This is a genomic window from Dokdonia sp. (assembly GCF_039945015.1).
Classification (GTDB): Bacteria; Bacteroidota; Bacteroidia; order Flavobacteriales; family Flavobacteriaceae; genus Dokdonia.
In genome coordinates this window covers 206,566-220,833 of record NZ_JBDUXP010000021.1, presented here as the reverse complement: position 1 = coordinate 220,833, position 14,268 = coordinate 206,566, and the positions used below count along the sequence as shown (strand labels likewise).

Annotated in this window: 9 protein-coding genes; 4 read left to right on the top strand and 5 right to left on the bottom strand. The window is 33.3% G+C overall.

The window, feature by feature from the left end:
• Nucleotides 1-52 precede the first annotated feature (52 nt).
• Nucleotides 53-1,129 (bottom strand): N-acetylmuramoyl-L-alanine amidase, encoded by a 1,077-nt coding sequence (locus tag ABJD27_RS17160; protein WP_348168478.1) that lies wholly within the window; start codon nucleotides 1,127-1,129, stop codon nucleotides 53-55.
• A 149-nt stretch (nucleotides 1,130-1,278) separates the two neighbouring features.
• On the opposite strand from ABJD27_RS17160, the gene ABJD27_RS17155 reads away from it, so the two are divergent.
• Both ABJD27_RS17155 and ABJD27_RS17150 read left to right on the top strand, forming a co-directional pair.
• Nucleotides 1,279-4,113 carry a putative LPS assembly protein LptD gene (locus ABJD27_RS17155; RefSeq protein ID WP_348168481.1) on the top strand — a complete coding sequence of 945 codons (2,835 nt, stop codon included), beginning with the start codon at nucleotides 1,279-1,281 and terminating at the stop codon, nucleotides 4,111-4,113.
• A 65-nt stretch (nucleotides 4,114-4,178) separates the two neighbouring features.
• The gene (locus ABJD27_RS17150; RefSeq protein ID WP_348168484.1) at nucleotides 4,179-4,559 is read left to right on the top strand and encodes a RidA family protein; all 381 of its coding nucleotides are present in this window, start codon (nucleotides 4,179-4,181) and stop codon (nucleotides 4,557-4,559) included.
• A 109-nt stretch (nucleotides 4,560-4,668) separates the two neighbouring features.
• Here ABJD27_RS17150 and ABJD27_RS17145 read toward each other — a convergent pair whose 3' ends face one another.
• The 4 genes from ABJD27_RS17145 to ABJD27_RS17130 form a co-directional block, all read right to left on the bottom strand.
• Nucleotides 4,669-5,529 carry a BadF/BadG/BcrA/BcrD ATPase family protein gene (locus tag ABJD27_RS17145; protein ID WP_348168487.1) on the bottom strand — a complete coding sequence of 287 codons (861 nt, stop codon included), beginning with the start codon at nucleotides 5,527-5,529 and terminating at the stop codon, nucleotides 4,669-4,671.
• A gap of 78 nt (nucleotides 5,530-5,607) precedes the next feature.
• Nucleotides 5,608-6,609 (bottom strand): type I glyceraldehyde-3-phosphate dehydrogenase, encoded by a 1,002-nt coding sequence (gene gap, locus ABJD27_RS17140; protein WP_348168490.1) that lies wholly within the window; start codon nucleotides 6,607-6,609, stop codon nucleotides 5,608-5,610.
• Between the two features lie 14 nt (nucleotides 6,610-6,623).
• The gene (gene pfkA, locus ABJD27_RS17135; protein ID WP_348168493.1) at nucleotides 6,624-7,610 is read right to left on the bottom strand and encodes a 6-phosphofructokinase; all 987 of its coding nucleotides are present in this window, start codon (nucleotides 7,608-7,610) and stop codon (nucleotides 6,624-6,626) included.
• Between the two features lie 274 nt (nucleotides 7,611-7,884).
• Complete coding sequence (locus ABJD27_RS17130) at nucleotides 7,885-12,252, bottom strand: translocation/assembly module TamB domain-containing protein (protein WP_348168496.1); 4,368 nt, start codon at nucleotides 12,250-12,252, stop codon at nucleotides 7,885-7,887.
• A gap of 113 nt (nucleotides 12,253-12,365) precedes the next feature.
• Here ABJD27_RS17130 and tsaD point away from each other — a divergent pair, with 113 nt between their 5' ends.
• Nucleotides 12,366-13,409 carry a tRNA (adenosine(37)-N6)-threonylcarbamoyltransferase complex transferase subunit TsaD gene (gene tsaD / locus ABJD27_RS17125; RefSeq protein WP_348168499.1) on the top strand — a complete coding sequence of 348 codons (1,044 nt, stop codon included), beginning with the start codon at nucleotides 12,366-12,368 and terminating at the stop codon, nucleotides 13,407-13,409.
• Nucleotides 13,410-13,411: 2 nt separating this feature from the next.
• Entirely contained in the window at nucleotides 13,412-14,122 is a 711-nt protein-coding gene (locus ABJD27_RS17120) for a 16S rRNA (uracil(1498)-N(3))-methyltransferase (RefSeq protein ID WP_348168502.1), read from the top strand.
• Nucleotides 14,123-14,268: the final 146 nt, after the last annotated feature.

Sequence of the window (14,268 nt, the reverse complement as noted above, 5' to 3'; positions counted from 1 at the left end):
ATACAAGAGACAAATGTAGGAATTTAAAAAGAATCGCAAGTTTATGAGAGCGTTAATTTAACACTTGCTTTAACGGAACTTGAATATTATTTTCTTCAAAAGAAACAATAAATGCGGTTGTATACCCTTTCTTTTTTGCTTCTTCTAATTTTCTCTTTATCTCTGTATAATTAGAAGTAGCACCGTAATAATATTTAAAAACCTTTCCTTTTTTTAATCGAGAGATCTCTTTAAGGCCTTTAAAATTATAAGGTTTTGTTTTTAACTTTCGTTTACTTGCTGCTAGTTGTACTTTAAAAGTAACACCAGTTACAATCTTATCAGGTTGCGCCTCTTCTACTTCTGGAACTATCACTTCCTGATCTGCAATTGTTTCATTTGTAAGATAACTAAACACTTTTTCTTTATACTCACCTACTGCACCTGCTATTGCTCTTGCTAAAGCTAGTTGCCCTTTTTGGGAGTTTAAATACTTTCTTTCATTTGTATTTGTAATAAAGCCTGTCTCTATAAGTACACTAGGCATTACAGTTTGATGTAGTACAATAAACCCCGCTTGTTTTACACTTCTATCCTTACGTTTTAGTTTTTTTCTAAAATTATCTTGTACCAATGAAGCAAGAAAAACACTTTGATCTAAGAACTCTTCTTGCATTAGCCCTAATCCAATAGCAGATTCTGGTGAGTTCAAGTCATATTGCGCATAAGTCTCTTCATAGTTTTCTTCTAGAAAAACAACAGCGTTTTCTGCTTTGGCTACATTGAGATTCGTAGCATTACGATGTAAACCAAGCACATATGTTTCTGCGCCGTATGCTTGTGAGGTATGTGCATTACAGTGTACAGAAATAAATAAATCAGCTTCGGCTTTATTTGCAATGCGTCCTCTTTCGTGTAAATCAATAAACACATCTTTCTTACGAGTGTATATAACCTCTATATCTTTGTTTTTGGCTAACTCTTTTCCGAGTGCAAGTACAATTTTAAGGGCAATATCTTTTTCTGGAGATCCAACTTTAGACGGTTTTCCATGATCTTTACCTCCATGACCTGCATCAAGGACGACCTTAAACTTTTTTGAAGGTGGTTTTTGTGTTAAAGAAGTCGCATTTACATTAACAAAACTCAAGAGTAGCGTTAAATAAATACTAAATGAAATCAAATTACGCATCCTTTTTATCAAAATCTAATCTTTTAAGCGTTAGTTAGTACTATTATTAAACAAATACATAGTAACTAACGTAAATTGTTTATAGGTTATTTTCAAAATTACAAGAATTGGATTTCAACCCAAAAAATATACGTAATTTTGGCACTTTAAATGATGCTCGTTACACAAAAATAGGATTAATCGCATTGCAAACAAAAACTGTACACCTTTCTTTACTCATTTGGCTCTTCTTGCTCTGCCCTTTTTTTATAAAAGCTCAGGAACTACCATCCAAGAATAATGCCATACCGGCATCTAAGCAAGATACCAGTGCTACAAAGGCTATTGAGGAAAATATAAGTACGCTTTCGCGAAAGCAAACCCCACAAGACACCTCACTAACTGTTAGAGATAGTGTACGTACCGATTCTGTCAAAATAAAAAAAGAGCCTCTTACCGATAAAGTAGACTATAAAGCCACCGATTATGAACGTATAAGTCAAAGGCTAAAGAAAATATATCTATACAATGAAGCCGAAGTTATTTATGAGGACATTCAAATAAATGCAGGAGAAATTATTTTAGATTATGAAAATAACACAGTTTTTGCAAAAGGAATTATAGATACAAGTGGGACTTATACACAGATCCCTATTTTTAAGCAAGCAGGGAATGAAGTCGTTCCTGATTCTATAAAATTTAATTTTGACTCAGAAAAAGCATTAATTTATGGTTCTAGAGTTGAAGGAGCTGGGGGACAAGAAGTAAATCTAAAAGCAGAAGTAAGTAAGCGTGTAAATGATTCTGTTGTTTTTATGCGTAATGTAAAGATCACCACAAGTAAAAACTTAGATGATCCAGAATATTATTTTTACGCTCGTAAAGTAAAGTTTGTCCCTGGACAAAAGCTTGTGACTGGACTTACCAATATGTATATCGCAGATGTTCCTACACCAATAGGGCTTCCATTTGCTTTCTTTCCTTTAGATAAGCAAAAGAGTGTATCTGGTTTTATTATTCCTAGTCCTGGAGAAACTAGACAAAGAGGATACTTTCTTCAAAATGGAGGTTATTATTTTGCGTTAAGTGATTATTATGACCTTGCACTTACAGGAGATTATTATACAAATGGTAGTTATGCATTCCGAGGAGATTCTGACTACAGACTACGTTATAAGTTTAATGGTAGAGTGAGTTTTAATTTTGAGAAAATACTTGCTAGTGAACGTGGATTACCTGATTTTTCGGAAAGAAACACCTACAATATACGATGGAATCATACTCAGGATACAAAATCGAGTCCTAACAGTCGTTTTTCTGCATCTGTGAATTTAGGAAGTAGTGATTTCTTCCAGCAATCTCTAAATCAAAGTAATACTGGAAACTTCTTAACAAATAACTTTAGCTCTTCTGTGTCTTATTCTCGTACGTTTACTGGAAAAACACCTATTAATTTAACAGTAGCAGCTACACATTCTCAGAACTCACAAACGGAGCAAATAAACTTAACGCTCCCATCTGCACAATTAAATGTAGATCGTATTTTTCCGTTTGCTCCAAAAACAGGATCCAAAAAAGGAATTTTTCAAAATATAAACTTCAACTATTCTTTACGTGCAAATAATAGTTACGTAACTACCGATAGTCTCTTTTTTACACAAGAAATGTTTAGAGATGGACGCTCTAGTATTCAACAAACGATCCCGATCTCTACTAACTTTAAAGTTTTTAAATATATCAGTGCAACTGTAGGTGCAAATTATACGGAAAACACTGTTTTTAAAACAATAGATCAATCATTTGATATAGAAAACAGAGAAGTTGTAAGAGATACTATAAATGGCCTTGCATCATATAGAACTTATGGTACAAGTGCTAGTTTAGGGACAACTATTTATGGAACTTTCCCATTTAAAGAAGGTGGTAAAATACAATCTATCCGTCATGTTGTACGACCAACCGTAGGAATAAGTTTTACTCCTGCATTTGATCAATTTTTTGATAGTTATCAGCGTACAGATCCTAATGATCCAACGTCTACAGATCTTACAGAAACAGTAGAGTTTTCTCGTTTTGAAGGGAGTTTACTAGGAGCTCCTAGTAACAGAAAAAGTGCTTCAGTATCTCTTGGTATAAGTAATGTTATAGAAGCAAAAGTCAAAGATAAAGATACGACCGCCAAAGAAGATTATAAAAAAATTGCTCTTCTTAGAAACCTAAACCTCAGAACCTCCTATAATTTAACAGCAGATAGTCTTAGACTTGCTCCTATTAACGTTAGTGGTGCTATTCCTATTATAGATAGTAAGCTTGAAATTAACTTTAGTGCATCTTTAGATATATATGCTCTTAATAGTAACAATAGACGTATTAATACGCTTAATATTAACAACGGAGGAAGTCTTTTTAGAGTGACTGGAGCTAGAGCAAACTTTGGATATCGTTTTTCAAGTAGAGATTTTGAAAAAGGTAATGACAAGAATACAGATCGTTCTCAAAACCAAACGTTTGCTGGAGGAGGAAGACCTGATGATTTATTTGGAGGAGGTGTAGATATAACTGGAAATAGTAATAGTACAGGTGAAAATGATGAAGATCAAGAAGAACAAGAAATTGAATTTTATAATTTTAAGATTCCTTGGAATTTACGAGTCTCATATGAGGTAAGTTATACAAATAATGCGCGTCAAAACGATATTGGATCGCACTCTATCGTTTTTAGCGGTGATATAGAGTTAGGAAAACGATGGACTGTAGGAGGGTCTTCTGGATACGATCTAGCAAATCCTGGGTTTACATTCACATCTTTACAATTTGGTAGAGATTTGGAGAGTTGGAATTTACGTTTTAATTGGGTACCATTCAGCACTCGTTCATCATGGAATTTCTTTATTGGAATCACAGGAAATCTCTTTAGTGATATTAAATACGACAAACGTCGTGCCCCAGACGAACGTCTGTAATTTTAGTATCTTTATTAGATAATATTATATAACATAAAAAGATTGCTTTCGCGAAAACATAAATCATGAAAAAAATAATTTCTACACCTAATGCTCCAGCTCCTATAGGGCCTTATAATCAAGCCGTTCTTTCTGGAAATACATTATACACTTCTGGGCAAATTGCTATTGATCCAAAAACAGGAAAACTATTTGAAGGTCCTATTAAAGAAGAAACAAAACTTGTTATGGAAAATCTAAAAGCAGTTTTAGAGGCAGGCGGTATGACGTTTGAAGATGTAGTAAAGACTTCTATTTTTGTAAATAAAATGAATGATTTTACTGCTGTTAACGAAATATATGGAACTTATTTTGACGAGGCAACTGCCCCAGCCAGAGAAACAGTAGAGGTTGCAAACCTTCCTAAATATGTCAATGTAGAAATCTCTGCAATAGCGATTAAATAATAATAAATATTCAAAGTATAAAAATATAAAACCCCACTTTTTATAGTGGGGTTTTATTTTTAACACCTATTATAAACACATAATAATGTATTTATCTTTTTTATTACAACTAATAAAGAATATGATCTTTATGATGTAATACAAGTCCATCAATAGGACGTTTTAATATTTTCCCTTTAATAAGTCCGTACTCATTTAGAAGAGTTGATAATTCTTTTTCTAGATAAAAAGCAATAGAACCTACAAAATGTATAGGCACTTCTTTTGCCTCTGGATATTGAAAAATTTGATTTTCTATAAACAAGGAAAGCCCTTTTCTAATAAGGGATTGACAATAAACGTGATCTTTGTTTTCTATCAAAAAACGAGCAAATGTTGCTAAATAAGTATTTGGATTAGGATTCTTATAAAGATGATTTTTGATTGTCTCTGAACTTAAATCATGGCTATTACTAAAAATTGTTGCAAGGTCCTCTGGTATAATATTAAACTTATAATCTCTTAATAACTGTCTTCCAAAATAATTTCCACTTGCGTCATCCATAAGAACATACCCCAGCGAAACCACTTTTTGTTCAATCTCGCTTCCGTTAAAATAACTACAATTAGATCCTGTTCCTAAAATACAGACAATTGCTTTCTCATTTTCTTCAGTAGTAGCATATAATGCAGCATATGTATCCTCCTTAATGACAACTTCTTGAGCTTCTTTAAAAAACTCTTTAAAAACTTCATCTATAAGCTTACGAGGTTTATTTACACCGCAGCCAGCTCCATAGAAATAAAGACGGGCTACCTCATTTCTGTGCTTATATAGCTCAAAATTATTTACTATACGCTCTGTTAATATTTCTTGTGATAATACTTGAGGATTTAACCCTAACGTCTGCGTTTGGAATAAAATAGTACCCTCATCACTGAGTGCAATCCAATCCGTTTTGGTAGATCCGCTATCAACTACTAAAATCATACAATAATGCTATGAGTTATATAAATTATCGTACGCTTATAAATATCCTAGATATAAGCGTACAATAATTTATTTATTTTAAAGTCCGTTTACTTTTTCTGCTAAGTCTACAAGTTTGTTTGAATATCCAAATTCATTATCATACCAAGATACAAGCTTAAAAAATGTAGGGCTTAATTCTAGGGATGCTCCTGCATCAAATATGCTGGTGCGATCATCACTTACAAAATCTTGAGAGACAACCCCTTCTTCTGTGTATCCTATAATTCCTTTTAAATCACCTTGAGCTATATTTTTAAATGCAATTTTAATATCTTCAAGAGACGTTTCTTTTTCTGTGCGTACAGTTAAATCTACTACAGAAACATCTGCTGTTGGAACTCTAAATGCCATTCCTGTTAATTTCCCATCTACAGCAGGTATTACTTTTCCTACCGCTTTTGCAGCTCCAGTTGTAGCGGGAATAATATTATTAATTGCAGACCTTCCTAAACGATAATTTTTACGAGAAGGGCCATCTACAGTAAGTTGTGTTGAAGTACTTGCATGAATGGTTGTCATCAATCCTTCTTTAAGTCCCCAATTATCATTAACTACTTTTGCTATAGGTGCTAAGCAATTTGTAGTACAAGATGCATTTGACACAATGGTATCATCTGCTGTAAGTTTTTCATCATTAACTCCCATAACAAACATAGGAGCATCTTTTGATGGTGCAGAGATAACTACTTTTTTTGCGCCGGCTTGTAAATGATAATCTGCAGTATCTAATGTCGTAAAGATCCCTGTACACTCAGCTACAACAGTTGCTCCAACTTCATCCCATTTTAGGTTTTTAGGGTCACGTTCTGCTGTAATACGTATTGTCTTTCCGTCTACAACAAGATTGCCATCTTTCACAGAAACATCGCCATCAAAACGACCGTGAACAGAATCATATTTTAATAGATATGCCAGATGCTCTACATCTAGTAAATCGTTTATCGCAACTACATCTACATTATCACGCTTTACAGTCGCTCTAAAAACGATACGACCTATACGGCCAAATCCATTAATTCCCAATTTCAAATTTCCCATTTTTAAATATTAAATTATGTGGTCATGATATCTGACACACGTATAAGTTCTTTATTAATTTTTGAATTTCCTTTGATTGCCTTCTCAAGAGGAGTTAATTCCATTCTATCATGTATAGTTCCTACCATATAATTACTCTTACCTTCCATAAGAGATTCTACAGCTTTCACACCCATTCTACTAGCTAGTACTCGATCAAAGCAGGTAGGTGATCCTCCTCGTTGCATATGTCCTAATACAGATACACGCACATCGTACTCTTCTAGATTTTGATCTACATAGTCTTTAAGTTCAAAGACACTTTTTCCTATTTTATCACCTTCGGCAACAACAACGATGCTTGATGTTTTTCCACTTATTTTACTTCGCTCAAGAGATTCTACAAGCCTATCAATACCCATATCTTCTTCAGGGATAAGAATTTCTTCTGCTCCTGCTCCTACTCCTGCATTAAGGGCTATATGTCCAACGTCACGTCCCATGACCTCAACAAAGAAAAGTCGATCATGTGAATGTGCTGTATCTCTTATTTTATCGATTGCTTCTACAGCGGTATTTAATGCTGTATCATATCCTAATGTTCGATCTGTACCGTTTATATCATTATCTATTGTTCCAGGGATTCCCATTACAGGAAAACCATATTCTGTATTAAATACTAGACCTCCGGTAAAGGTTCCATCTCCTCCTATAAGAACAATAGCATCTATATTTGCTTCCTTAAGATTTTTATACGCAATTTCACGACCTTCTTTAGTCATAAATCGTTTACTCCTTGCCGATTTAAGGAAGGTTCCTCCTTTATTTATAACTCCACGTACACTACGAGCATCTAACTCTATAAAATCGGCATCAATAAGTCCTTCATATCCCTTATAAATACCTACGCAAGAGATTTTATGATAGGCACAAGTACGTGCTACAGATCTAATAGCTGCATTCATTCCTGGAGAATCTCCACCAGAAGTTAAAACTGCAATTTTCTTAATATTTTGGCTCATATTGTAACAAATAAAAAATAAATTTAGGAAACTTACCTTACATTATTAGAGTATTTCGCGCTGATTTATGAGTATTTACAATCTCAAACGTTTTCGTTTAACAACTTTTTTAAAATCCGATAGGATTCGGATAAAAAAAGTGATGAAAAAGGGAGGTTTTTGCTTTCGCGAAAGCGTAATTTTTAAAAAAACAAGAATAAAAAAGGGTATCTATTTTAGAAATCTACTAAAATATAATGTAGAAAATGGAATCTTAAAAACTTAAAGAGGTGATTTAATTTTTAAAAGAAACACCATCTGGAGCAATTTTTTCAGTCTTGGTTTGTTGTTGTTCTAAATCTTCAAATGCTTCTTTGGATTTTCCTTTAAATATCTTATGAATAAGTTCTCTAAAAGAATTAAAATCGACTGCATATGATAAACCAGCTCCTTGTGTATATCCTTCGGTCTCTCCTATAAACTGAATATCTGTTTGTCTATTAAAAACTTTTGCTCTTAATGCTCCATTCTCGCTCAATAAGAAATCTATCTCTACATCTCCAACTATAACACTCTCACTTATCCCTCCTGTAGGTACTCCTACTTTTCCATTTATAAGTACGCGATTTGTAATTTGGGTAGATAATGTAATACCCACACGTCCTGCAGCTTGAGAATTTGGAGTGTTATCGGCTTGTACTAAATCTAAGTTGACATCAAAAATACTATCGTCATCATTAAATATAATATCAGATAATACAGAAGAGGTGGTTTCTAGTAAATTATTAACGGCAAATGCTGTAGATACCGAAGCGTCACTTAAGAAAACACCTTGAGATACTAATGAGATAGCATTAAGCTCTCTTGCGTTCTTATCACTAAGGCGATATTCTAACTCAGATACAACTGTGGTACCTGCTCCTGGGAATTCTATATCAAAGGTGATATCTGGCTGTAATAGTTCTCCTTCTAGATTGATAACAACATCCACTGGAATCTTACGGTTTACCGATGGGTTTTCAAGAAGGATACTAGGGTTAGCTTCTGCTCTATAAACGGCACTTATGTCCAGTAATGCACCTGCTGGATCTCCTTCCCAACGTATATTACCATCTGGCCTAAATTTAAATTCTTTTTGGAAAAGCCCTTTGTATTTAAAATTAAAGGTCCCTTCATAGGCAATAAAATCTCCATACATATCAAACTTACCATTGGTGTCTAATTGTATTAATAAGGTTCCTCCTCCTCTACCTTTTAAAGTACTTCCATTCTCTTTGTCTACAACAATTTCTATAAGTGCATCGGCATCTACATCTAAGTCAAAATTTACAGAGAGTCCTTTAATTTCTGTAATTTCTGAAACGACACCATTAATACGAGCTTCTTTCTCTTCTGGACTTAGAAAGTGAATATAAGAGCTATCTCCTATTGATTCTGAATCATCAATAGGTACATTAAATACTGTACCTTCTTCGGTTTCTGCTAAGACATCTATGACCATATTATCTACAGGCCCCTTAAGTGTGGCTTCGCCGCTTATAAAAGCAGTACCATAATATAATGACTCAAGGTCTTCTTGCGTGTCTAATACTACTAACCTATCTGTTGTAATTCCTAAATCTAGCTTCCAATCACCAAAAGCAGAGTGAGAGATATTCCCATTTAATCTACCTAGTGTTTGATAAGTAACATCTTCTAACTGAATATTATTAAAAATAAACTGTTGCTTATTAAGTGTGACACTAGAAGCGCCTTTAAAATTATAATCAGTATTGAGGTATGGAATTTTAAGTCCTCCTTCTCTTATTGTTAGATTTCCATTAATATCTGGATTTTTATAATCTCCAGTAACTTTTGCACTACCATCTACCAAACCGCGTATTCTAGTAATAACTCCTTCACCTAAAGGATCAAAAGGTGCTAAATTAAAATTACGTAACCCTACATCTAAATCTATAGTAGCATCTGTTCCTTCTCCAACATTAATGGTTCCTGTTGCAATTAGTGGGGAACCATTATCATTTTCAAGCTTTGTTTTTACATCGTATTGAGATAATGAAGAATCCCCTATTACATTAAGGTCTAATTTTCCTAATATATATTTATTAATAGTAAACTGATCTATCGCTACTGTAGAGTTAGGATAATAGGCTCCACTTTTTTGTAGTATATCAAGCTTACCATTTACCCTTCCCTCCAAACGTAGACTATCTATTGCTGGAGTTATTTTTTGTAAATCAACATTTGTAAATTGAGCTTTAATATCTTTATGTGTACTATCTCGTATAAAACCTCTCAAGTCTATACGCTCATCTTTATGACTTAATACAATTGTTTCTATATCTATATCCTTAAAATTGTTATCAAAAACAATTCTATTTTTTTGATTATTCTCTTCGTTTATATACCAAGTATTCTCTTTAAATACGACTTCTGATTTTCTAAACCCTACTACAGAATTTCCATCTTCATTTATGGTATGAAATAACGATAAATCATAAGTATCATCATTGCGTTTCCCTCCAGAAAACTGAGTTTTCATAAACAATGTATCCTTTAGAGTTACATTAATAAGATTAAAATCTGAAACTGCATAAAATCCTGCATCTACACTATCGGCAGCAATATAAGTGTTAAATAAAGGGTTTTTATTATCTACTTTAACCTCTATGGCTTGTGCCATATTTCCAAAAGCTTCTATCCTTGGTGACTTAAAGGTGAGTTTAAACTCAGAATCATCTGCAATTACACTTCCTTTTATAATGGTTTCTGGTTCAAACTCTATTTCTGGAATAAAGACTTCTACAATCTTATTATTAATAGTAAAATCAAAATCCATAAACTGATTTTCAGTTAGAATTTCGGGTTGATAATTTGCATATAGACTTCCAATTGCATTTTTAAACAAAGGCACTACTTCATTAAACTTAAATACACCACTTACCGACCCATCTATAATATCTGATGAATTGATTGCTATAGTGCGTATTTTTTTGTCATCAAAAGCAGAAGTAACATCAAAATCTTTAAAATAATAAGTATCATTTTTATTTTGATATACTGCATCAGAAAAAGATAATCTCCCAAAAGCATCTTCTATTCCAGTACCCTTCATATCCATAATAACATTTCCTTTAAGTACAGAAACACTATCATTTACAAAATTCAATTTAGAAAGGTTTGCATATTCAATCTCTGCTTCAAAATCATAGCTATTTATAACCTTAGAGATATCTATTAAGCCATCTACCTTTGCTTTAAGATTTGTATCATTTATAAAGAACTCTCCATTAAAGACGGGAGTTTTCAAATCCCCAAAAACAGTAATGTTATTATATTCATATTCATTATAGGTAATGTTATATACAATACCAGAAAGCTTTGTGTCTAAGTATTCCTGAATAAATCCTTTCCCATTTACATCAAGGTCTAAAGATGTTCTTCCTACTCTAGGGTCATTAATAAATTTTCCCAGATTAAAATTTTCAAGATTTACATTACCAGCGTAGGTCGCTATATCTGTATTCTGAAAATCGGTAAGTAAGACATCTACATATCCATTTCCTAATGCTGTAGTTACGACTCCTTCTGTATCAATAGTCGTATCAGTAACTGTATTAAATCCTATAAGCTCAACAACGCCTAACTTTGCTACACGAGAAGGCAGTCCAGATAGCACTTCTGGCAATAATGCTTTAAGATCAAAATAGGTAGTTTGTACTTGCTTGTAATTTCCTTCTATTTTGAAGCTACCTCCATCAATAAGGTTTGTAAACTGAATATCTCCATCTATTCTTGAATTTTGCAATCCTGAAACTATAAGGTCACTTCCTTTAAAATTATTAAGAACACCGTCTATATTCCCTATTAAAGAGAACGTTTTATCCTTTGCAAAGCCATTATAAAATGGATAAATATCGTTTGTTGATATATTCGCTTTCGCGAAAGCGGCCTTCACATCAACCTTATTTATAAAGTCAGACATTTTATCGCCTGATGTATCTAAATCAATAGTTCCTTCAAGTTCTGAATCATCTGTCTTAAGAGCAAAATCATGCAAATACATGGCATCAGAATCATAATGAAAATCTCCTTCTAATGCAGCTATATAATATCCTCTTTTAGCCTTAAAGGCTAGATGGTCAATATGTGTATCTACAACATCATCTACTAGTTTAAAATCTTTCAATCGAGCTTCTAGTCCTGAATAATTTAATACAATAGAATCTTCTAAATCTTGATCTATATACTTAAAAGTAGCATCTTCTAAAGATATCTTTGAAGATGTCATTACAAATGGAGGTGCATTTGGATCTGGAACTTTAGGAGCAAACTTTTTTGAAAATATAGAAATGTTATCATTCTCTTCTCCTGAATAATACTTAAGATAAAATTTTGCACCGTCTAGGTCAATACTTCCTAATTCCAAATTCCCATCTGTTATTTTTTTTGCGCTTAATATACTTGTAGCAATAGAACGTGCATAAATCAATGTATCCTGATGATGATCTTCTATATATACATCTTTAAGATTTACATCACCATTCCATTTAAGACCTAATTTGGCTACGTGAATTGATGTTCCATATTTTGAATTTACTTTATTAGTTACAATCTGTGCCATTTTAGATTGTACGGCAGGGATAGAGAATATGAGTATCAAAAGGATAAACAAAAGCAATAAGATTCCTATTGTACGAAGTGCTATTTTTTTAAATTTCTTGATACCGGTTATTGTTTTAACTTTGTTGTCTTATTACAAGATGTGTGCCTTAAATGAATACTACCTCAACAAACTGTTATTTACTTGCGATAGAATCCTCATGTGATGATACTGCTGCTGCTATATTGCTCAACGATAAAGTACTCTCCAATGTTGTTGCGACACAGGAAATACACGAACAATATGGTGGTGTTGTTCCTGAACTTGCATCAAGAGCACATCAACAAAATATCGTTCCAGTTGTTACAGCGGCTTTACGTCAAGCAAATATCGACAAAAATGAACTAAATGCCATAGCATTTACAAGCGGACCTGGACTATTAGGTTCTCTTCTTGTAGGAACCTCATTTGCAAAGTCTCTAGCACTTGGATTAAACATTCCTCTTATTGATGTAAATCATATGCAAGCACATATTCTCGCTCATTTTATAGATGAGGAAGGATATGATAAACCTACCTTTCCTTTTCTGGCTATGACCATTTCTGGAGGGCACACTCAGATTGTACGAGTAGATGACTACTTTCGGATGTCTGTTATTGGAGAAACTATAGATGATGCAGTAGGCGAAGCATTTGATAAAAGTGCAAAATTATTAGGATTACCATATCCTGGAGGCCCGTTAATAGATCAATGGGCTGCAAAAGGTAACCCAAAAGCATTTCCATTTACAAAGCCTAGAGTAGACGGACTTAACTTTAGTTTTAGTGGCTTGAAAACACAAATCATGTATTTTGTTCAAAAACAAGTACAACAAAATCCAGATTTTGTATCGCAACACCTTGCAGATGTATGTGCCTCTATACAGTATACTATTGTTGGAATTCTTATGGACAAACTAAAGAAAGCTGTAAAACAAACAGGAATTAACCAAATTGCTATAGGAGGTGGTGTTTCTGCAAATAAAGGAATACGAGAAGCACTAACTCAAGCCGAGAAAAATCTAGGATGGAAAACGTTTTTACCAAAATTTGAATACACTACAGATAATGCTGGTATGATCGGTATTGTAGGGTACTTAAAATATTCTCAAGAGCTTAAAGACAAGAACAATTATATAGATACTGGGATTCATGCACAATCTCGTCTTAAACTATAAGTATGCAATTATTTTATAGCGCTACCATCTCAGAAGATTCTAATCAGTATACATTTCCGCGTGAAGAAAGCAAACACATTATAAGGGTATTGCGTAAAAAAATTGGAGATCAAGTACATATTACAAATGGGAAAGGGTTCTTATTTGAGGGAAGCATTGTAGATGCCAATCCTAATAAATGTACAATTCAATTAGACACTTCTAAGTATCAAGATCCAAGAGGATACAAACTTCATATAGCAATTGCTCCCACAAAACTTAATGATCGCTATGAGTGGTTTCTAGAAAAGGCAACAGAAATAGGGATTACTGAGATTACTCCAATTATCTGTGATCATAGTGAGCGTAAACAAATTAAGGAAGAACGTTTTCAAAAAATAATACAAAGTGCTATGAAGCAATCATTGCAAGTGCATCTTCCTATACTACATCCTATTACTCTTTTAAAAGATTTTTTAAAAACAGAACAGCTTGAGTCAACAACTTCTTGTATTGCTCATTGTGAAGAAAGCTTAAAACTATCGCTTACCAAAGAGATTACATCTTCTAAAGATATCTTAATTCTTATAGGGCCTGAGGGTGACTTTTCTCCTGAAGAAATACAAACAGCCGTCTCCAAAGGATATAAAGAAATAACCCTTGGAACTAGTAGACTTCGAACAGAAACAGCCGGTATTGTAGCTTGTCATAGCATTTCTTTTATACATCAATAAAGCTATTTAGAAAGGGAATACACAAAAACCACATTCAAAAAGCATACTTTTCTTACAAATCATAGCCATTTTATTTTGTCAATATTATTTATAGTTGTTTATTTACAGCCTTAAAATCTTACAAAAGACATAAGGCCCAACTTACT

Bases quoted from the DNA above. Each gene is read 5' to 3' on its own strand.
- pfkA (WP_348168493.1), bottom strand. From the start codon at position 7,610: ATGAGCCAAAATATTAAGAAAATTGCAGTTTTAACTTCTGGTGGAGAT.
- ABJD27_RS17145 (WP_348168487.1), bottom strand. From the start codon at position 5,529: ATGATTTTAGTAGTTGATAGCGGATCTACCAAAACGGATTGGATTGCA.
- tsaD (WP_348168499.1), top strand. From the start codon at position 12,366: ATGAATACTACCTCAACAAACTGTTATTTACTTGCGATAGAATCCTCA.
- ABJD27_RS17150 (WP_348168484.1), top strand. From the start codon at position 4,179: ATGAAAAAAATAATTTCTACACCTAATGCTCCAGCTCCTATAGGGCCT.
- ABJD27_RS17120 (WP_348168502.1), top strand. From the start codon at position 13,412: ATGCAATTATTTTATAGCGCTACCATCTCAGAAGATTCTAATCAGTAT.
- gap (WP_348168490.1), bottom strand. From the start codon at position 6,609: ATGGGAAATTTGAAATTGGGAATTAATGGATTTGGCCGTATAGGTCGT.